The 18616-nt window shown below is 35.6% G+C and carries 21 protein-coding genes and 1 other annotated feature; of the genes, 20 read left to right on the top strand and 1 reads right to left on the bottom strand.

Annotated elements, in window-relative coordinates:
* The first annotated feature begins 65 nt into the window (after positions 1 to 65).
* From SH601_RS02925 to sigG, 9 genes are all read left to right on the top strand, one after another.
* A complete protein-coding gene (locus SH601_RS02925) occupies positions 66 to 860 on the top strand; it encodes a cell division protein FtsQ/DivIB (protein ID WP_319956729.1) in 795 nt (264 codons plus the stop codon).
* Positions 850 to 1536 (top strand): DUF881 domain-containing protein, encoded by a 687-nt coding sequence (locus tag SH601_RS02930; protein ID WP_319956730.1) that lies wholly within the window; start codon positions 850 to 852, stop codon positions 1534 to 1536. Before SH601_RS02925 ends, SH601_RS02930 begins: the two co-directional genes overlap by 11 nt.
* A gap of 4 nt (positions 1537 to 1540) precedes the next feature.
* Positions 1541 to 2269: a DUF881 domain-containing protein gene (locus SH601_RS02935; RefSeq protein ID WP_319956731.1), complete on the top strand. Its 729-nt coding sequence runs from the start codon at positions 1541 to 1543 to the stop codon at positions 2267 to 2269.
* On the top strand, positions 2269 to 2643 hold the full coding sequence (locus tag SH601_RS02940; protein ID WP_319956732.1) for a small basic family protein: 375 nt from the start codon (positions 2269 to 2271) through the stop codon (positions 2641 to 2643). Before SH601_RS02935 ends, SH601_RS02940 begins: the two co-directional genes overlap by 1 nt.
* 137 nt (positions 2644 to 2780) lie before the next feature.
* Positions 2781 to 4076 (top strand): cell division protein FtsA, encoded by a 1296-nt coding sequence (gene ftsA / locus SH601_RS02945; protein WP_319956733.1) that lies wholly within the window; start codon positions 2781 to 2783, stop codon positions 4074 to 4076.
* A gap of 57 nt (positions 4077 to 4133) precedes the next feature.
* Positions 4134 to 5297, top strand: coding sequence for a cell division protein FtsZ (gene ftsZ, locus SH601_RS02950; protein ID WP_319956735.1), 1164 nt, complete (start codon positions 4134 to 4136; stop codon positions 5295 to 5297).
* 556 nt (positions 5298 to 5853) lie between these two features.
* Complete coding sequence (gene spoIIGA / locus SH601_RS02955) at positions 5854 to 6747, top strand: sigma-E processing peptidase SpoIIGA (RefSeq protein WP_319956736.1); 894 nt, start codon at positions 5854 to 5856, stop codon at positions 6745 to 6747.
* A gap of 27 nt (positions 6748 to 6774) precedes the next feature.
* Entirely contained in the window at positions 6775 to 7494 is a 720-nt protein-coding gene (sigE, locus tag SH601_RS02960; protein WP_319956737.1) for an RNA polymerase sporulation sigma factor SigE, read from the top strand.
* Between the two features lie 92 nt (positions 7495 to 7586).
* The gene (gene sigG, locus SH601_RS02965; protein ID WP_319956738.1) at positions 7587 to 8366 is read left to right on the top strand and encodes an RNA polymerase sporulation sigma factor SigG; all 780 of its coding nucleotides are present in this window, start codon (positions 7587 to 7589) and stop codon (positions 8364 to 8366) included.
* Positions 8367 to 8411: 45 nt separating this feature from the next.
* On the opposite strand, the gene SH601_RS02970 is transcribed toward sigG, so the two are convergent.
* The gene (locus SH601_RS02970; RefSeq protein WP_319956739.1) at positions 8412 to 8585 is read right to left on the bottom strand and encodes a YfhD family protein; all 174 of its coding nucleotides are present in this window, start codon (positions 8583 to 8585) and stop codon (positions 8412 to 8414) included.
* A 134-nt stretch (positions 8586 to 8719) separates the two neighbouring features.
* Between SH601_RS02970 and SH601_RS02975 the strand changes: the two genes are divergently transcribed.
* The 11 genes from SH601_RS02975 (at position 8720) to pyrR (ending at position 18498) form a co-directional block, all read left to right on the top strand.
* Positions 8720 to 9013, top strand: coding sequence for a YlmC/YmxH family sporulation protein (locus tag SH601_RS02975; protein WP_319956740.1), 294 nt, complete (start codon positions 8720 to 8722; stop codon positions 9011 to 9013).
* 62 nt (positions 9014 to 9075) lie between these two features.
* Positions 9076 to 9873 carry a peptidoglycan editing factor PgeF gene (gene pgeF / locus SH601_RS02980; RefSeq protein ID WP_319956741.1) on the top strand — a complete coding sequence of 266 codons (798 nt, stop codon included), beginning with the start codon at positions 9076 to 9078 and terminating at the stop codon, positions 9871 to 9873.
* A gap of 21 nt (positions 9874 to 9894) precedes the next feature.
* Positions 9895 to 10569 (top strand): YggS family pyridoxal phosphate-dependent enzyme, encoded by a 675-nt coding sequence (locus SH601_RS02985; RefSeq protein WP_319956742.1) that lies wholly within the window; start codon positions 9895 to 9897, stop codon positions 10567 to 10569.
* Between the two features lie 21 nt (positions 10570 to 10590).
* Positions 10591 to 11028: a cell division protein SepF gene (locus tag SH601_RS02990; protein WP_319956743.1), complete on the top strand. Its 438-nt coding sequence runs from the start codon at positions 10591 to 10593 to the stop codon at positions 11026 to 11028.
* 8 nt (positions 11029 to 11036) lie between these two features.
* Complete coding sequence (locus SH601_RS02995; RefSeq protein ID WP_319956744.1) at positions 11037 to 11312, top strand: YggT family protein; 276 nt, start codon at positions 11037 to 11039, stop codon at positions 11310 to 11312.
* Between the two features lie 8 nt (positions 11313 to 11320).
* Positions 11321 to 12094 carry a YlmH family RNA-binding protein gene (locus tag SH601_RS03000; RefSeq protein ID WP_319956745.1) on the top strand — a complete coding sequence of 258 codons (774 nt, stop codon included), beginning with the start codon at positions 11321 to 11323 and terminating at the stop codon, positions 12092 to 12094.
* 84 nt (positions 12095 to 12178) lie between these two features.
* Positions 12179 to 12697 carry a DivIVA domain-containing protein gene (locus SH601_RS03005; RefSeq protein WP_319956746.1) on the top strand — a complete coding sequence of 173 codons (519 nt, stop codon included), beginning with the start codon at positions 12179 to 12181 and terminating at the stop codon, positions 12695 to 12697.
* A 65-nt stretch (positions 12698 to 12762) separates the two neighbouring features.
* Positions 12763 to 12981 (top strand) — a binding site (T-box leader).
* A 105-nt stretch (positions 12982 to 13086) separates the two neighbouring features.
* Positions 13087 to 15846 (top strand): isoleucine--tRNA ligase, encoded by a 2760-nt coding sequence (gene ileS, locus SH601_RS03010; RefSeq protein WP_319956747.1) that lies wholly within the window; start codon positions 13087 to 13089, stop codon positions 15844 to 15846.
* Between the two features lie 529 nt (positions 15847 to 16375).
* Positions 16376 to 16849, top strand: coding sequence for a signal peptidase II (gene lspA / locus SH601_RS03015; protein WP_319956748.1), 474 nt, complete (start codon positions 16376 to 16378; stop codon positions 16847 to 16849).
* Positions 16846 to 17760 (top strand): RluA family pseudouridine synthase, encoded by a 915-nt coding sequence (locus SH601_RS03020; protein ID WP_319956749.1) that lies wholly within the window; start codon positions 16846 to 16848, stop codon positions 17758 to 17760. Before lspA ends, SH601_RS03020 begins: the two co-directional genes overlap by 4 nt.
* Before the next feature lie 189 nt (positions 17761 to 17949).
* Complete coding sequence (gene pyrR / locus SH601_RS03025) at positions 17950 to 18498, top strand: bifunctional pyr operon transcriptional regulator/uracil phosphoribosyltransferase PyrR (protein ID WP_319956845.1); 549 nt, start codon at positions 17950 to 17952, stop codon at positions 18496 to 18498.
* The last annotated feature ends 118 nt before the right edge of the window (positions 18499 to 18616 follow it).

An 18616-nucleotide genomic window follows, 5' to 3' on the forward strand; every position in this document is an offset into this window, starting at 1 on the left:
TGTTATAATAAAAAAAATAGGTATACAATATCTAGTATCTGGATAAAAGAAAAGGAAGAATGGCTATGGTACAAAAAAGAGTTGTTTCGATAGAAGATCGAATTCCAAAACTGAAGCAAGAACGTAGAAAAAAAGCAAACAGAAAATTAATTTTTTATTTACTCATCTTTTTTGTATTAGTTTTTATTGTAATTTATTTACAGTCACCTATGAGTTATGTGAAAAATATTACTGTGAATGGACTACAATTCTTGCCGGAAGAAGAGATAATTGAGCAAAGTGAGATAGAAGAGCCTGTTAACTTTTGGCGAGTAAAAACGAAAGAATTAGAAGATAATATTATGACACATCCTCAAGTGAAAGAAGCGGAAGTGTCAAAATCTTTCCCTAACACAATTGTTATGGATGTACAGGAGCTTACCCATGTAGCCTATGTGGAGTTAGATGGAAAAATCAATCCTTTATTAGAAAATGGTGATGTGTTACATGAGCTTAAATCTTCTGATATCCATGGAGATGTTCCTATCTTAAAAGGATTTAAAGATAATAATTATTTACATGAAATAGCAGAAGAACTAGGTAACTTGTCACCGTATATATCTGCTTTAATTTCAGAAGCATATTGGGAGCCTACTGAATCTAATCCTTATCGAATTACGTTATATATGACAGATGGACAAGAAGTCGAATCAACTATTCGCAATTTAGCGCATCATTTAGATAGTTATCCATCCATCGCTAGCCAACTTGACAACGATCAAGAAGGTATCATTAAAATTGACCAAAGTGGAGCAGTATTCACGCCATATGAAGTAGAAAAGGAAGAAGAGGAGAAGATCGAAAACGACCATGAAGAATAGACGATTTATTTTTGCAATAGTCTTTCTAGTAGTAGGTTTCTTAATACCATTTTGTTACCACTATACAAACTCAACAGCACAGGTTGTTCAAGTTGATAGTGAAGAGTGGGAACGGAGTTTTTATTACCGTAAACAGTTAATAGATATGGAAGAGAAGAATAAGCAATTAAGAGCGGAATTGGGACAGATTCGTCAAGAAGTCCAGTCAATGGAACAAGAACTAGGTGGGGAAGCAGATATTTTAAAAGATTTAGTAGATACTAAATCTAATTTGCAAAAACTTACTGGTGAGCTTTCCGTTAGTGGTAAAGGAATAAGTGTGACATTACGAGATGCTAGTTATATTCCTTCAGAAGAACATGCTAATCAATATATTGTTCATGACAGGCATATACATCAGACGGTAAACGAACTTTATAGTGCGGGTGCAAAGGCAATTGCCATTAACGGTCAACGAATATACCGAAACAGTTATATTAATTGTATAGGTCCTGTAATATCTGTAGATGGAACGTCTTATCCAGCTCCGTTTGTTATTTCGGCAATTGGTGATCAGGATGTGCTGGATGCGAGTTTGAACTTGCGCAATGGAGTGATTGATTTACTTGTACAAGATAATATTGAAGTAACAATTGAAAAAAAACCGACTATTGAAATGTATGCAAAGGATATGTGACCGAATGAAGCAAAAAAATAGACTAGTGCAGCGCTTTATGGTAGGAATTGTTTGCTTGGTTCTGGGTTTTTTAGTCGCTATCGTAGTAAATTCCAATCATCAAGCAACTGAACGAGATACGAGAGATACATGGGAAATACGCACATCATTATTGGAAGAGCAACAAGCACAGCAGGAACTCTATAAAGAAATAGAGGAGGCAGAAAATACACTTCGCCAATATAAAGAATCAACAGAACACCAACAAATAGATTCATTGAAACAATCGATTGAACAATTAAGAGAGCAAGCTGGATTAATAGAAATACAGGGTTCTGGAGTGGTAGTAACACTACAGCCGCTATTCTTAGATGAAGAATCTCAAGAATATCCAAGTATAAACGCTGAATTATTACAGCTACTAATAAATGAACTAAATACTGCTGGCGCATCTGAAATAGCTATTGAGAATCAGCGAGTAATTAATATTACGCCAATTAGAGATGTGAATGATAACATTTATGTTAATAATAGCTCAATTGGAGATTTACCAATTGAAATAACTATTCTTACAGATAATCCTGAGCAACTGATAAATCAGGTTGAAGTTAGTGAAATTGGTGATTATTTTGCACTAGAAAATGTTACAATTAGTATTGAAGCGAAAAATGAGGTATCATTACCAGCATATGATGATCAAATAGACTTGCACCATATTGATATTGTGGATGTCACAGAAGAAGGTGAGGAATAGTGTGGCTACCGGTAATGTTTTTGGTGATTGGGCTCATTTTAGGCTTTATCACAAATATGACGATACCAAATGAGTATGTTAGTTATTTAACAGTTGCTATTTTAGCAGCTTTTGATACACTTTTTGGAGGAATCAAAGCACAGTTAGATAGTAAGTTTGAACAACGGTTGTTCATAACTGGTTTTTTCATTAACTTTATTTTGGCAGTGGCCTTAACCTTTTTAGGTCTACAATTAGGAATGGACTTATACTTAGCAGCAGTATTTGCTTTCGGTATAAGATTATTCCGGAATGTAGCTATTATAAGAAGACGATTATTGGAAAGATATGATACGATAAAAAAGTCTAAAAAAGCCTCTAAATTATCGAAATAAATATTTTTCCGATAAATTTACATATATTCATGTAAAAATATTGTGTTTTTTATTATAATAGTGTTTAATACAGCTTATTATACAATAAATAATATGAATTCAAATGTAGTTTAATGCATAGAAATAGGAGGTGCCTTATGGATAACGGTGAAATTCTAGTCAGCTTGGATATAGGTACATCAAAAATAAAAGTGATCATTGGTGAAATTATGAATGATTCTTTAAATGTCATTGGTGTAGGTACGGCAAAGTCTCTTGGTATGAAAAAAGGTGCTATTGTTGACATAGATGAGACTGTTCATTCAATCCGTACAGCAGTTGAACAAGCTGAACGAATGGTAGATATACATATTGATCAAGTAATAGTAGGTATTAATGGGAATCATGTACAATTACAACCTTGTCATGGTGTGGTAGCAGTATCTAGTGAGGATAAAGAAATTACAGAAGAGGATATTCATCGTGTAATAGATGCTGCTCAGGTAATGTCGATACCGCCTGAACGGGAGGTAGTCGATGTAATTCCAAAACAATTTATTGTAGATGGTTTGGATGAAATCCGTGATCCAAGAGGAATGATAGGAGTACGCCTTGAAATGGAAGGGACTATTATTACTTGTTCCAAAACAATGCTACATAATATTTTAAAGTGTGTAGAGAAATCTGGATTAACTATTATGGATATTTGTCTACAACCACTAGCAACTGGTGAAGTAGCATTATCTCAAGATGAAAAAAACTTAGGTGTAGCAATGCTTGATATTGGTGGCGGAAGTACTACTGTATCAGTATTCGATGATAATGGTTTAATGGCTACTAGTGTGATTCCACTTGGTGGGGACAATATTACAAAAGACCTTTCCATTGGTTTACGAACTACATCAGAAGAAGCTGAAGATATCAAATTAGACCATGGTCATGGTTTTTATGGTGATGCTAATGAAGAGGAAGAATTTGAAGTAAACATTATTGGCAGTAACCAAAAAGAACGTTATAGTCAGCTAGATTTAGCAGAGATTATTGAAGCTAGATTAGAAGAAATTCTGATATATAGTGCTCGTGAAATTCAGAAAATGGGATATAATGAATTACCTGGGGGGTTAGTACTTACAGGGGGAACGATGAGCATGCCTGGTGCTGCTGAATTAGCACAGGATATTTATCAAAGCAATGTAAGAATTGCTATTCCTGATTACATCGGAGTACGTGAGCCTCAGTTTACTGCAGGTATTGGTATCTTGAAATTTGCGTATAAGAATGCGAAAATACAAGGGAAAGAATTTTCTGATGCAGTAGTAGCTGTTGAAAGAGAGGAAGTAGTTCAAGAAGAAATAAAACCGAAAAGACAAAAGAAAACAACTACAAAAAAACAAACTCCAAAAGAGAAAAAAGAACCTAAAATAGCAAACTTCTTTAAATATTTCTTTGATTAAGAAGGAAAAACGTGGAAAAAGACAGGCTATTATTCTAGCAAAATGGGAGGAAATGGTATGTTAGACTTTGATACGAATATGGATGATCAGCTAGCAACGATAAAAGTTATCGGTGTAGGCGGTGGCGGAAGCAACGCCGTTAACCGAATGATAGAACATGGTGTGCAAGGTGTGGAATTTATTGCTGTTAACACGGATGCACAAGCATTAAACCTTTCAAAAGCAGAGGTTAAAATGCAAATTGGAACAAAATTAACAAGGGGTTTAGGAGCTGGAGCTAACCCTGAGGTTGGTCGCAAAGCTGCAGAAGAAAGTAAAGAACAAATTGAAGAAATCTTACAAGGCTCTGATATGGTCTTTGTAACTGCTGGAATGGGTGGAGGAACTGGTACAGGTGCTGCTCCAGTAATTGCACAAGTAGCGAAAGAATTGGGTGCATTGACTGTAGGTGTTGTTACACGTCCATTTACTTTTGAAGGTAGAAAGAGAGCAACGCAAGCAGTATCTGGAATTGACGGTCTGAAAAGTAGTGTAGATACGTTGATTGTGATTCCGAATGATCGTCTACTAGAAATTATTGATAAAAATACACCTATGTTAGAAGCCTTCCGTGAAGCGGATAACGTATTACGTCAAGGTGTCCAAGGTATCTCAGACTTAATTGCAACACCTGGATTAATTAACGTCGACTTTGCCGATGTGAAGACAATCATGGCAGAAAAAGGTTCTGCATTGATGGGTATTGGTATTGCGACCGGTGAGAACCGTGCTGTAGAAGCAGCCAAGAAGGCTATTTCTTCACCGTTATTTGAATCATCTATTGACGGTGCGCATGGTGTTCTTATGAATATTACAGGTGGTACTAATTTAAGTCTATATGAAGTACAGGAATCAGCAGATATTGTTACATCTGCAGCAGATCAAGAAGTAAATGTAATCTTCGGTTCTGTTATTAATGAAGACTTAAAAGACGAAATTGTTGTTACAGTTATCGCAACTGGTTTTGATGAATCACAAATCAAAAATAATCAAAATAAACCAAAATCGGTTTTACAAGCAAATAATAAACCCCGTGAAAAACAACCAGAAGCTAAACAAGAAACGAAGAATACGACGTCTACATCGGCATCACCTTCAGCTTCGCAAGCTTCAAGATCAAATCAAGAGGAAGATACATTAGATATTCCGACATTTTTACGAAATAGAAACAAAAGAAGATAAATAGCACGAAAAAAATCCGTTTCAGCTACAGTTGAAACGGATTTTTTTATGTGATCTTAAAGTTACTATCTCCACCTTTATCACGGTGTAAACATCCGTAAAACCCCCACTTCAAGGTTCGAGTGAAAATGAGAAAGCTAAGTGGGGATTAAACGAACGCTAACTCCCTGATAAGTTTCGCTAACAATCAGTGGGAGTCCAAAACTCTCACTGATTGAAGTCTCACTTTATAGATAGAAAACAATTTAATTCATGAAGTGCTCGCCTTTCTATATGAAAAACATGTAACTTGAAGAACAAGATAAGTGCTCTGATACTCGATGTCGATAACTGTAAGGAGTGTTACCTTTCGGTCTTTTTGGTGCTAGGATAGTGAACTCATTAATTTTTCTTCTCTATAATTACCTTTCAACATTTTTTCTTAAAACTAGATGATTTTTGCATACAAACTGTGACAGACTTCTTTCGTCCTATTCTTTATACTATGTAGACAAGAAATGCTTATCTTACGAGATATGTCACCGTCTAAATCCCTGTATGGTAGGAAAGGAAGTACATGGTGGTAGTTTACTTAGAAATAGTGTGGTTACTAAATTTTATGATAGATTGGATGATTCTGTTGTTAACCCAATCTATTACAAAGTATATGACAAAGTGGTTTCGCATAGTACTCGCCAGTTTTTTTGGTTCGGTAATTGTTCCAATCTCATTTCTATTTCCTGCTTTTCCTATTGATATGTTGGGAGTCAAAGTGGCTCATTCATTTCTTATTATTTTCATTGCATTCGGTTTCCGTAATGTTGCTACTTATTTAAAGGTAGTATGTACATTTTATTTTATGACCTTTTCTATAGGTGGGGGCTTGTTTGCTATTCATTATTTATTCTCAACAGACTCCCTTTTCGCTCAAGTGAATATGCAATCAGATCAAATCCATGGATTATTTGTATTAATCGGCTTTCCAATTATTTATTATTTTACAAAAATCCGAATGGACAAGCACAAATTAGAGCAGTTTCAACAAGAATTTTTTTATCGTGTTCATATTAAGTGGAAGGAACGACAGGTGGAAACGACTGGATATTTAGATAGTGGTAATCATTTAGTTGATCCGTTAACTCAGACACCAGTCATCATTGTAGATGAAACGGTGCTCCTACATTGGTTTACCGAAGAGGAAGTAAGTCAATTACATACTACTTCTCAAGATTTAACGAATGATGGAGTAGATCAATTTTCTCCTGTTACTTTTAGAATGCTCCCATTCCAAGGGGTAGGAGGTAATGTAGACTTTATGCTAGCGTTTAAACCCGATTTATTTCTGATAGAGGTTAATGGTTCAAAACAAACCTTTAAGAAAGTGTTAATAGGAATTAAATTTGGAACGTTAGTTGCTGATGATAGCTATCACTGTTTATTACACCCAAAGTTATTTCAACATGTAGGGTGATATTAGATAGAAAAAGGAGTGAGCGTCATGTTAATTGTACAACAAAAATACAAATTAATTTTTTACAAAGTGTTAAAGAAAATGGGATTTAAAGTAGATGAAATCTATTATATTGGTGGAAGTGAAGCATTACCACCACCATTATCGAAAGAAGAAGAATTTGAATTAATTCATCGTTTGCCTGTGGGAGATAAATCTGCCCGCGCTATGTTAATTGAAAGAAATTTACGACTAGTTGTTTATATTGCACGAAAATTTGAAAATACAGGTATAAATATTGAAGACTTGATTAGTATTGGTACAATTGGCCTTATTAAAGCAATTAACACGTTTAATCCTGAAAAGAAAATCAAGCTTGCTACGTATGCGTCACGGTGCATCGAAAATGAAATTTTAATGTATCTTCGAAAAAATAATAAAATTAAGACCGAAGTTTCCTTTGATGAGCCATTAAATGTTGATTGGGATGGTAATGAACTGTTACTTTCTGATGTGTTAGGAACGGATGAAGATATAACGTTTAAAGATTTAGAACAGAGTATTGATAAATCATTACTTCGAAAAGCTTTAGAATCACTAAATGGTAGAGAGCGACAAATTATGGAGCTACGATTTGGTTTAGTGGATAAAGAGGAAATGACACAAAAGGATGTTGCAGATCTATTAGGAATTTCTCAATCCTATATTTCGCGCTTAGAGAAAAAGATCATTAAACGTCTGCAAAAAGAGTTCGATAAAATGGTTTAGTTAACATGTTGGTAAAGAATGGTTAGTGCATAAAAAACTCCTGATTGGTGATACTTATTTTTGAGAAGGATCTCCAATTGGGAGGGTATTATATGACAAGACATAAAGTTGAAATTTGTGGGGTAGATACAGCAACCTTACCCGTACTAAAGAATGAAGAGATGCGTATTTTATTTAGAGCGATGCAGAACGGGGATCAGTCTGCAAGAGAGAAGCTTGTGAACGGTAATTTAAGGTTAGTGTTAAGTGTTATTCAACGATTCCATAATCGTGGAGAGTATGGTGATGATTTATTTCAAGTCGGTTGTATCGGATTATTAAAATCGATTGACAATTTTGATTTAGGTCAAAATGTTAAATTTTCAACTTATGCTGTTCCGATGATTATCGGAGAAATCAGACGTTATTTACGTGATAATAACCCCATCAGGGTTTCTAGATCATTGCGAGATATTGCCTATAAAGCATTACATGCAAGAGAGAAATTATTAAATAAAACATCGAAAGATCCTTCTCCTATGGAAATTGCTGACGAATTAGATGTACCTGTTACAGATGTGATTTTTGCTTTAGATGCCATCCAAGATCCTGTTTCATTATTTGAACCGATCTTTAATGATGGTGGAGACCCTATTTATGTCATGGATCAGGTAAGCGATGATAGTATAAAAGATAATGACTGGATTAATCATTTATCTATAAAAGAAGGAATGCAACGACTAAACAAGCGTGAAAAAATGATACTTAATAAACGCTTCTTCCAAGGGAAAACACAAATGGAAGTCGCTGAAGAAATAGGTATTTCTCAAGCGCAAGTATCACGACTAGAAAAAGCAGCTATAAAAGAAATGAATAAAGAAATGTTTGAATAAACAAGAGGAGCAAAACGGCTAAAGTTTTGCTCCTCTTTCCTTCTTTTAGCCTCTTTTAGCGCGCTTGTCTGCTTTTTTTCCTCTTTCTAGTGCTTCTAAATCAGCAGCGTCTGCGAATTCATTCGAGAATTCTACATCAATTCCATCTGTTTTTTCTGCTTTTGGTGTTTGTGCTAATGGATTTCTTGAAGAATTTTGCTTATGCTCATCTCTACCCATACCGCTCTCCTCCTTTCCGTTATTTCTCGTTATTAGTATGTACATATCTAAGTGGCAGATTAACGAATTTTATTGTCACAAACACCATATTTTTAATGTCATAACATATATTGATAGAAAGGAGGCGGAGATAAGTGATTACGTTATCAGCATTGCAAATGAAGGATATTATATATATTGAAGATGGTACAAAGGTAGGGAATATGACAGATATCGAAATAAATGTAGATATAGGTAAAATCATTAATTTGATTGTAGCAACAAAAACAAAAACATTAGGTGTATTTGGTGAATCCAGAGAAGTGATTATACCATGGGAAAACGTGATGAAAATAGGGCATGATGTTATTTTAGTGAAAAAGAATGGCAACCATGCCGTATTACAAATTCAACCGCAAAATGATTCCTCGACTTCTTTTGAACAATAATAGAATGAAACTGTATTGATACAACAAAATATGATAAAATGAGGTAAAATAGGAGGGGTATAATGACAGAGCCCTTTGTGCAACTGGAAGACGAAGGAATACTATGGATAAATAAATGGATGAAAGATACAAATATTGTAGCGGGGTTTACCACTCGAGAGGGAGGTTACAGCATCCCACCATATGAAAGTAATAATATGGGCTTTCATGTGGAGGATGATCCAGCAGCTGTGTTAACTAACCGCAAGAAACTGGCAGACACGATTTCCCTACCTTTAAATAAATGGGTTGTTGGCGAACAAGTACATGGTAACGAAGTACAAATTATCGATACAAATGATAGAGCAAGTGGTGCTTTTACGAAAGATAACGCCATTCCAGAAATTGATGGACTTATCACGAAGGAAAAAGATATAGTATGTGCAGCCTTATTTGCTGACTGTGTCCCACTATTTTTCGCTGATAAAAAGAAAGGAATTGTCGGTATTTCTCATGCGGGTTGGAAAGGTACGGTTGCAAATATTGCTAATAAAACAGTCGAACGCTTTAAGGATCTGTCATCAGATCCGAAAGATATTGAAGTGGTAATTGGCCCTAGTATTAGTAAAGACAACTACCAAGTAAATGATCATGTTATCCGGCATATTGATCCGAAATATGCTGATTGCTATGAAGGTGAAAATGGACAATATCAATTAGATTTACAATGTTTGAATAATCAATTATTGTTAGACGCAGGAATCTCTCCTGGTCATATACATAAGACAGCATATTGTACATACCATCATTCTGCATTTTTTTCTCATAGAAGAGATCAGCATCCAACCGGAAGAATGCTAGGATTTATTGCATTAAGATAGAATGGTGGAAGGGGATTGCAAATGGAAGTAGCAAAAAATTTGATGGACATACAGCAAAAGATTCTTGATGCATGCCAGAAAGTGGGACGAGCCGCAGGGGATATTACGGTTATAGGCGTAACGAAATATGTTACAATAGAAAGAGCAAAAGAAGCAGTCGATGCCGGCGTTACACATCTAGGTGAAAATAGAATGGAAGGACTTCTAGAAAAGTCCGAGCATATCGAAGAGCAAGCTGTGTGGCATTTTATCGGGACACTACAATCTCGAAAAGTCAAAGAAGTGATTGACCAAATAGACTATCTTCATTCGTTAGATCGTAAATCACTGGCTAAAGAAATTAATAAACGAGCAAACAAGCCGATTGATTGTTTTGTACAAGTTAATGTTAGTGGAGAAGAATCAAAACATGGAGTTAAGGCAGATGAAGTAGAAGCATTTGTGCAAAACTTACAAGAATTTTCCAATATAAGGGTAGTTGGTTTAATGACGATGGCACCACATGTAGAGGATGAAGCAATTTTACGTCACGTTTTCCGATCATTGAGAGAATTAAGAAATCAAATTCAAACTATGAATTGGGAGCATGCCCCTTGTAATTACTTATCAATGGGCATGAGTAATGATTATCAGATTGCGATTGAAGAAGGTGCTACACATGTCCGAATCGGTTCAAGTCTAGTGGGACCTTATTAAAAAATAGGGGAGGGATGAACGATGAGTATGAAGGGCAAATTCCGTAATTTTTTTGGACTTGAAGATGAAGAATATGAAATTATAGAAGAAGAGGAAGTGCAAGAAGAAACGAAACCACAAAGAAGAAGTGAACGAAAAGAAGAAAAAGCAAATGTTGTAAGCTTACAATCTGTACAAAAAAATGCCAAAATGGTCTTGTTTGAACCAAGGTCATTTAATGAGGTGCAGGATATTGCCGACCAGATTGTTAATCGTAAATCTGTTGTGATTAATTTACAACGAGTTGATACGAATCAAGCGCGAAGAATTGTTGATTTCTTAAGTGGTACGGTATATGCAGTATCAGGTCAAATAAAAAAGTTAGGATCGCAAACTTTCTTATGTACTCCAGATAACATGGAGATATCCGGAAATATTACAGAGATAATGGAAGATATCGATCCAGAACAAAGGTGGTAGTAGAGTAGATGTTAGGGTTATTACACAACATTTTATCTGTTGCAATGACGATTTATACATTCGCCATTGTTATTTATATTTTAATGTCCTGGTTTCCAGGAGCAAGAGAATCTTCTTTCGGACAAGTGCTAGCAACAATTGTAGAGCCATATTTGGAACCATTCCGTAAAATTATTCCTCCGATCGGTGGGATGATTGATATTTCTCCACTTGTTGCGTTGTTTGTATTACGATTCGCGATGAGGGGACTAGATTATTTATTTAGCTTTCTCATTCGTTTATAGGTGATGAAATGGATTTATATCAACATTTTCGAAAAGAAGAATACCCTTTTATTGATCAAGTATTATCATGGCGTGAGGAAGTTACTACCCGTTATCAACATAGGTTAACGGATTTTCTTCATCCTCGTGAACAGAAAATATTTGAAACAGTAATTGGAAATGATGAAGAATTACAATTATCATTTTTCGGTGGCTGGAATCAAGCAGAAAGAAAGCGTGCTGTTTTAGCACCGTACTATGAAGAAGTATGCGAATCAACTTTCGAAATGGATTTACTTCAAGCAACTTTCCCACAAAAATTCGTTTCGATTGAACATCGTGACGTATTGGGGGCTTTTTTGTCAGCTGGAATTAAGCGAAAGAAGATTGGCGATATTGTCATACATAATGATACTATCCAAATCGTTGTTGCGAAAGATATTACGGGTTATTTGATAACAAATGTAACATCTATTAAGAAAGCTACGGTTACGTTTGTAAGTGTATCGATGCAAGAACGATTACCTTCTCAAGATAAGTGGCAATCACATACGGCAACATGTGCGTCACTTAGGCTTGACGTGATGTTGAAGGAAATGTATCAAATGTCCAGGCAGCAAGCAGTAACGTTGATCAAAAAGGGATTGGTTAAAGTTAATTTCCAAACGATCGAAGAGTCAGCATATTTGTTAGAGGAAGAAGACCTTATATCGATTCGAGGTAAAGGGCGCTCACGAATAACAGAATTACAGGGTAGAACAAAAAAAGACAAAATTAGAGTAGTTTTTGAGAAATTATTATAATTTTTCTTCAAAATTATAGTGATTTGTAAAAAAAGTATGATAAGATATTGTATAAAGTAAGACATCCTATAGGAGGTGGCCGTTGTGCCTTTATCACCGCTTGATATTCATAATAAAGAATTTACTAAAGGATTTCGTGGATATGATGAAGATGATGTGAACGATTTTCTTGATCAGGTCATTAAAGATTATGAAACGGTTATCCGTGAGAAAAAAGAATTACAAGAAGAAGTAGCTTTATTAAATGAAAAATTAGGACATTTTTCTAATATCGAATCTACTTTAAATAAATCAATTCTTGTCGCACAGGAAACTGCTGAAGAAGTAAAAGAAAATGCGCGTAAAGAAGCAAAATTAATAATTAAAGAAGCAGAAAAAAACGCGGATCGCATTGTCAATGAAGCTTTAAGTAAATCGAGATCTGTAGCCCTTGAAGTGGAAGAATTGAAGAAACAATCAAAAGTATTCCGTACGAGATTAAAAATGTTAATTGAAGCGCAACTAGATTTACTTGATAATGAGGATTGGGATGCAATATTTGATTTAAACCTTCAAGAGGAAGAAGAAGCTGAAGCAGAAGTGGAAGCAGAAGAAGTGAAGTAATTTTAAAATCTTGACGGAAATCAAATTATTACATATAATTCTTACTACAAACTTTTATATAAGGTAGAAATACTATGAATGGGAAAGTATATTAAGGGATAACTAATAAAGCGAGTTAGGGACGGTGAAAGCCTAATTTAGAACCTTACTAGAAGATCACCCGCGAGTAGTTGTGCTGAATATAGTAAGTGCAACCGAATCGTTCACGTTACGAATGACTGAGTGGATAGAAGACTTTTCTTTTATCTATAAGGGTGGTACCGCGAGAACTCCTCGTCCCTTTTTGGGATGAGGGGTTTTTTTCGTTTCCAAAATAATTGGTGGGAGTTTCACTCTATAAACATTGAGTAGTCTACTTTTATTAATAATTAACATTAGGAGGAATGACAGTGGAATATAAAAAAACGCTGAAAATGCCACAAACGAAGTTCCCGATGCGTGGTAATTTACCGAACAAAGAACCAGAAATGCAAAAACAATGGGACGAAGAAAAACTGTATGAAAAAGTACAGCAAAGAACGGAAGGAAGACCATTATTTGTTCTACATGATGGACCTCCATATGCCAATGGTGATATCCATATGGGGCATGCATTAAATAAAGTATTAAAAGACTTTATTGTAAAATATAAATCAATGGCCGGCTTCCATGCACCATATGTTCCTGGTTGGGATACACACGGTTTACCGATCGAGCAAGCACTTGCAAAGAAAAAAGTAAACCGTAAGAAAATGAGTGTTGCTGAATTTAGACGTAAATGTGAAGAATACGCATTAAAGCAGGTGGATAATCAACGTACACAATTTAAACAATTAGGGGTTAGAGGAGATTGGAATAATCCTTATATCACGTTAAATAAATCGTACGAAGCTTCACAAATTAAAGTATTCGGTGAAATGGCGAAAAAAGGTTATATCTATAAAGGAATGAAGCCTGTATATTGGTCTCCATCATCTGAGTCTGCATTAGCAGAAGCAGAAATCGAATACCAAGATAAGCGTTCAGCATCTATTTATGTAGGATTTGATGTGAAAGACGGTAAAGATTTATTAGATGGCGATGAAAAATTCATCATCTGGACAACAACTCCATGGACTATTCCGGCTAACTTAGCGATTTCTGTCCATCCTGATTTAGAATATGCAGTTGTTAAAGTGGCAGATCAAAAATATGTTATTGCTCATGATATGTTAAATGATCTAAAAGCGACATTTGAATGGGAAGAAGCGGAAGTAGTGAAGACATTCAAAGGTCGCGAAGCAGAAAAATTAGTAGCACAACATCCAATTTATGACCGTGAATCATTAGTTATCTTAGGTGAACATGTTACAACAGAGAGTGGTACAGGACTTGTTCATACTGCACCTGGTCACGGGGAAGATGACTTTATTGTTGGTAAAAAATATGGTTTAGATGTACTTTGTCCAGTAGATGAAAAAGGTGTATTTACTGATGAAGCTCCTGGATTTGAAGGCTTATTCTATGACAGTGCTAATAAAGAAGTGACAGAGAAACTAGAAGCAAATAATGCATTATTAAAACTAGAGTTCATTACACACTCTTATCCACATGATTGGCGTACGAAAAAACCAATTATTTTCCGTGCTACTAATCAGTGGTTTGCATCCATTAAAGATTTCCGTGAAGAAATCTTATCAGAAATTAACCGTGTGAATTGGTTACCTAAGTGGGGAGAAACAAGACTGTTTAACATGGTAAGAGATCGAGAAGATTGGTGTATTTCCAGACAGCGTACATGGGGAGTACCGATTCCAGTATTCTACGGAGAAGACAAGACACCAATTATTAGTGATGAAACTATCTCACATGTAGCGAAACTGTTTGAAGAACACGGTTCAAACATTTGGTTCGAGTGGGATACAAAAGATCTACTACCGGAAGGCTTTACGTCTGAACATAGTCCAAATGGTGAATTTACGAAAGAAGCAGACATTATGGACGTATGGTTTGACTCAGGTAGTTCACATGAAGGTGTGTTAGAAGGTAGAGAATCATTACGCCGACCTGCTGATGTATATTTAGAAGGTTCTGACCAATATCGTGGTTGGTTTAACTCATCTATTTCAACAGCAGTAGCAGTTACCGGAAAAGCTCCTTATGAAACAGTCATCAGTCATGGGTTTGCATTAGATGGTCAAGGACGTAAAATGAGTAAATCTGTTGGGAATGTTGTTGTACCATCTAAAATTATGAAGCAATATGGTGCAGATATTTTACGACTTTGGGTTGCTTCTGTTGACTATCAAGCAGATGTAAGAATCTCTGATGACATTATTAAACAAACTTCTGAAGGTTACCGAAAAATCCGTAACACGTTCCGTTTCTTACTAGGAAATTTAGCTGATTTCTCATTGAGTAACCGTGTGGAAGAAGAAAACTTAGAAGAAGCAGATCGTTATATGCTTTATCGTTTGCAGCAAGTCATTGCTAAATCGCGTAAAGCGTATGATGAATATGATTTCTCAACTGTTTATCAAGCCATCCACAATTTCTGTACGATTGATTTAAGTTCATTCTATCTAGACTTCGGTAAAGACATTCTTTACATTGAAGCAGAGAATGATCCGAGAAGACGTAGTATTCAAACGGTATACTATGAGATCGTTACGTCTCTAGTGAAATTGTTGACACCGATTCTGACTCATACGATGGAAGAAGTATGGAACTATATCCCAGAAGTAGAGGAAGAAAGTCCACAATTAGCAGATATGCCTGAAGCAAAAACGATCAAAGATGAAGAACAATTAGCGGCGAAATGGTCCCTATTCATGAATGTGCGTGATGATATTCTTAAAGCGTTAGAAGAAGCTCGTGCCGAAAAAGTGATCGGTAAATCATTAGAAGCTGCGATTACGATTAAAGCAAATAATCCAGATGTAAAAGAATTATTAACAGATATTCCTCACTTACATCAGTTATTAATTGCATCACACGTAGAAGTAGTTGATGAATTATCAGAAGGTAAAGAATTACAATATGTGACAGTAGTAATCGATAAACATAATGGTGAAACCTGTGAACGTTGCTGGATCATCTCAGACACAGTTGGTCAAGATGAAGAACATCCAACACTATGTACTCGATGTGCAACTGTTGTAAAAGAAAATCACGCCGACTTAGTAGAATAATCAAGAGCCTAGGACATAACTAGTCAAAAAAGATTCCGACCATCATTCATTTATAGATGGTCGGAATTTTTGCACTGAATGATGTATCCCGGTGTATGAGTTCGTAAACGCCTACTTCAAGCTTTGAGTTGTGAGTGGGGACTTACGGATGCTAACCCGATGAGTTTTATTAGTATTTATTACTTCTACTGAAGGAAGTTTCGCTTTATATTTTTGTTGGAGGAGCTCCTCATAGACATAACTTTCGCATTCTCAAGAGTTATGTCCATGAGAAGAGCTGTCATAGACATAACTTTCACGATCTTAAGAGTTATGTCCATGAGAAGGGCTGTCATAGACATAACTTTCACAATCTCAAGAGTTGTGTCCATGAGATACTTTCCGATAGTGCATTCGACCTCATAGCTTAATAAATGTACTATCAACTGTTGATTAGAGTATAGAGTTGTGACTTTGTCGTTGTGATGTATAATGGTATAATGTTTAAAGTATGATTTGGAAGGTAATGAATTTTTTTCGGAGGTATAGTATGTGGCGTGTATATGTAGTTGCATTAGCAGTAATTTTTGTCGATCAATTGACTAAATGGCTAGTTGTGGCCAATATGGACCTAGGTGAAAGAATCACTGTCATTGATTCCTTCTTTTATTTAACATCACACCGAAATTCTGGTGCGGCATGGGGGATTTTAGAAGGGCAGATGATTTTCTTTTATATCATCACCTTAGTTGTTATTGGCTTTATCATTTTTTACATTCAAAAGTTCGGTAAGGAAAGCAGGTGGCTTCGTCTTGCATTAGCTTTTGTTTTAGGAGGAGCAATCGGTAACTTTATTGATCGATTATTTAGACAAGAAGTAGTTGACTTTGTCGATGTGTATATTGGTACATATGATTATCCAATATTTAATGTGGCAGATTCAGCATTAGTAGTCGGTGTAATTCTAATTTTCGTTTACACGCTTCTCGATGAAAGAAACAAAAAAAGGAGTAACAAGAAATGAATGAGTTTTCTTATATAGTTAAAACAGAAGATGAAGGGGTCAGAATAGATAAGTTATTAGTAGATGTAACGGAAGACTTTTCTAGATCTCAAATAAAAACATGGTTCGATAAAAAAATCGTACGTGTTAATGAACAAGAAGTGAAACAAAATTATAAATGTCATACGGGCGATGTAATTGAATGGGCAGTACCTGAAGCGGAACCATTAGACATAGTAGCAAGAGATATTCCTATCAATATCGTCTATGAAGACGCAGATATTTTAGTAGTGAATAAAGAAAGTGGCATGGTTGTTCATCCAGCAGCTGGACATCAGGAAGATACATTAGTAAATGCGCTATTATATCATGTAAAAGATTTATCAGGCATTAATGGAGTGAAGCGACCAGGAATTGTCCACCGTATTGATAAAGATACTAGTGGATTATTAGTGGTTGCCAAGCATGATATAGCACATGAGCGTTTAGCAGAGCAGTTGAAAGATAAAAAAGTTAGTCGAAAATATAAGGCTCTTGTTCATGGAGATATTCCACACGAATATGGATCGATTGATGCCCCGATTGGTCGCAGCGAAAAAAATCGTCAATTGATGGCTGTTACAGAAAAAGGTAAGCCTGCTGTGACACATTTTGAAGTATTAGAAAGATTACACGGGAAATATACGTTCATTGAATGTAAACTAGAAACAGGAAGAACCCATCAGATTCGTGTGCATATGAGGTATATAGGTTATCCATTAGTAGGGGATCCAAAGTATGGTCAGCGAAAAACGATGGATGTGGATGGACAGGCATTACACGCTTATCAGCTTAGCTTTGAACATCCTGTTACAAAAGAACAAATGGAATTTGAAGCACCGCTCCCTGAGAAATTCACAACGACTTTAGAAAATATTCGAAAAAGTTATTGACTTCAACATCGATTTTTGACATAATATAACCAATATCATAAAGACCTTTAATAACAGTCCCGTGAGGCTGAAAAGGAAACGGATCTTACAAAATAAGTATGCCCAAAATCCTTATTCCCTCATGGAGAATAAGGATTTTTTTCATGCTAAAGAGATAGTTAAAACGTAATGTAAAGTGAGGTTTTTATGTTGAATAAAAAAGCTAATGTACTCGACGCACCAGCAATGAGGAGAGCATTAACAAGAATTGCTCATGAGATTCTGGAGCGAAATAAAGGGGTAGAAGGGTTAATGCTTGTTGGTATTAAGACAAGAGGTGTACCGATTGCCCAAAGACTTCGAGAACGAATTGAAGATATTGAAGGTGTAAAGGTTCCAATCGGTGAGTTGGACATTACCCTTTATCGTGATGACTTATCACCTGCAGAAGAAGATCAGCAGGAACCAACATTAAATGAAGCAAACTTAAAAGAACAAGTTACTGGCAAAAAAGTCATATTGGTTGATGATGTATTGTACACGGGTAGAACAGTGCGAGCAGCAATGGACGCAGTTATGGATCAAGGTAGACCATCACAAATGCAATTGGCCGTTTTAGTGGACCGAGGCCATAGAGAGTTACCAATTCGTGCTGATTTTATCGGTAAAAACATTCCAACTTCACACAATGAAATTGTAACGGTAGAGTTGGAAGAAATCGATCAAACAGATAGTGTCAGTATTTATGAAAATGAATAAAGACCTTTAATCAAGTACAGAGATGCTTGCAAGGTCGCATATTTTGGATACGTGTATCGTTTATTACTACACGTCTACCTCTTTGCGACCAGCAAAGAGGTTTTTTTTATGGGAAAAA

It is taken from the genome of Gracilibacillus pellucidus (genome assembly GCF_033949965.1).
GTDB classification, from domain to species: domain Bacteria; phylum Bacillota; class Bacilli; order Bacillales; family Amphibacillaceae; genus Gracilibacillus; species Gracilibacillus pellucidus.

Bases quoted from the DNA above. Each gene is read 5' to 3' on its own strand.
- spoIIGA (WP_319956736.1), top strand. From the start codon at position 5,854: ATGGTGGTAGTTTACTTAGAAATAGTGTGGTTACTAAATTTTATGATA.
- SH601_RS02930 (WP_319956730.1), top strand. From the start codon at position 850: ATGAAGAATAGACGATTTATTTTTGCAATAGTCTTTCTAGTAGTAGGT.
- ftsA (WP_319956733.1), top strand. From the start codon at position 2,781: ATGGATAACGGTGAAATTCTAGTCAGCTTGGATATAGGTACATCAAAA.
- SH601_RS02985 (WP_319956742.1), top strand. From the start codon at position 9,895: ATGGAAGTAGCAAAAAATTTGATGGACATACAGCAAAAGATTCTTGAT.
- SH601_RS03000 (WP_319956745.1), top strand. From the start codon at position 11,321: ATGGATTTATATCAACATTTTCGAAAAGAAGAATACCCTTTTATTGAT.
- sigE (WP_319956737.1), top strand. From the start codon at position 6,775: ATGTTAATTGTACAACAAAAATACAAATTAATTTTTTACAAAGTGTTA.
- SH601_RS02970 (WP_319956739.1), bottom strand. From the start codon at position 8,585: ATGGGTAGAGATGAGCATAAGCAAAATTCTTCAAGAAATCCATTAGCA.
- SH601_RS02935 (WP_319956731.1), top strand. From the start codon at position 1,541: ATGAAGCAAAAAAATAGACTAGTGCAGCGCTTTATGGTAGGAATTGTT.
- sigG (WP_319956738.1), top strand. From the start codon at position 7,587: ATGACAAGACATAAAGTTGAAATTTGTGGGGTAGATACAGCAACCTTA.
- pgeF (WP_319956741.1), top strand. From the start codon at position 9,076: ATGACAGAGCCCTTTGTGCAACTGGAAGACGAAGGAATACTATGGATA.
- SH601_RS02995 (WP_319956744.1), top strand. From the start codon at position 11,037: ATGTTAGGGTTATTACACAACATTTTATCTGTTGCAATGACGATTTAT.
- SH601_RS03020 (WP_319956749.1), top strand. From the start codon at position 16,846: ATGAATGAGTTTTCTTATATAGTTAAAACAGAAGATGAAGGGGTCAGA.
- ftsZ (WP_319956735.1), top strand. From the start codon at position 4,134: ATGTTAGACTTTGATACGAATATGGATGATCAGCTAGCAACGATAAAA.
- SH601_RS02990 (WP_319956743.1), top strand. From the start codon at position 10,591: ATGAGTATGAAGGGCAAATTCCGTAATTTTTTTGGACTTGAAGATGAA.
- SH601_RS02925 (WP_319956729.1), top strand. From the start codon at position 66: ATGGTACAAAAAAGAGTTGTTTCGATAGAAGATCGAATTCCAAAACTG.
- lspA (WP_319956748.1), top strand. From the start codon at position 16,376: ATGTGGCGTGTATATGTAGTTGCATTAGCAGTAATTTTTGTCGATCAA.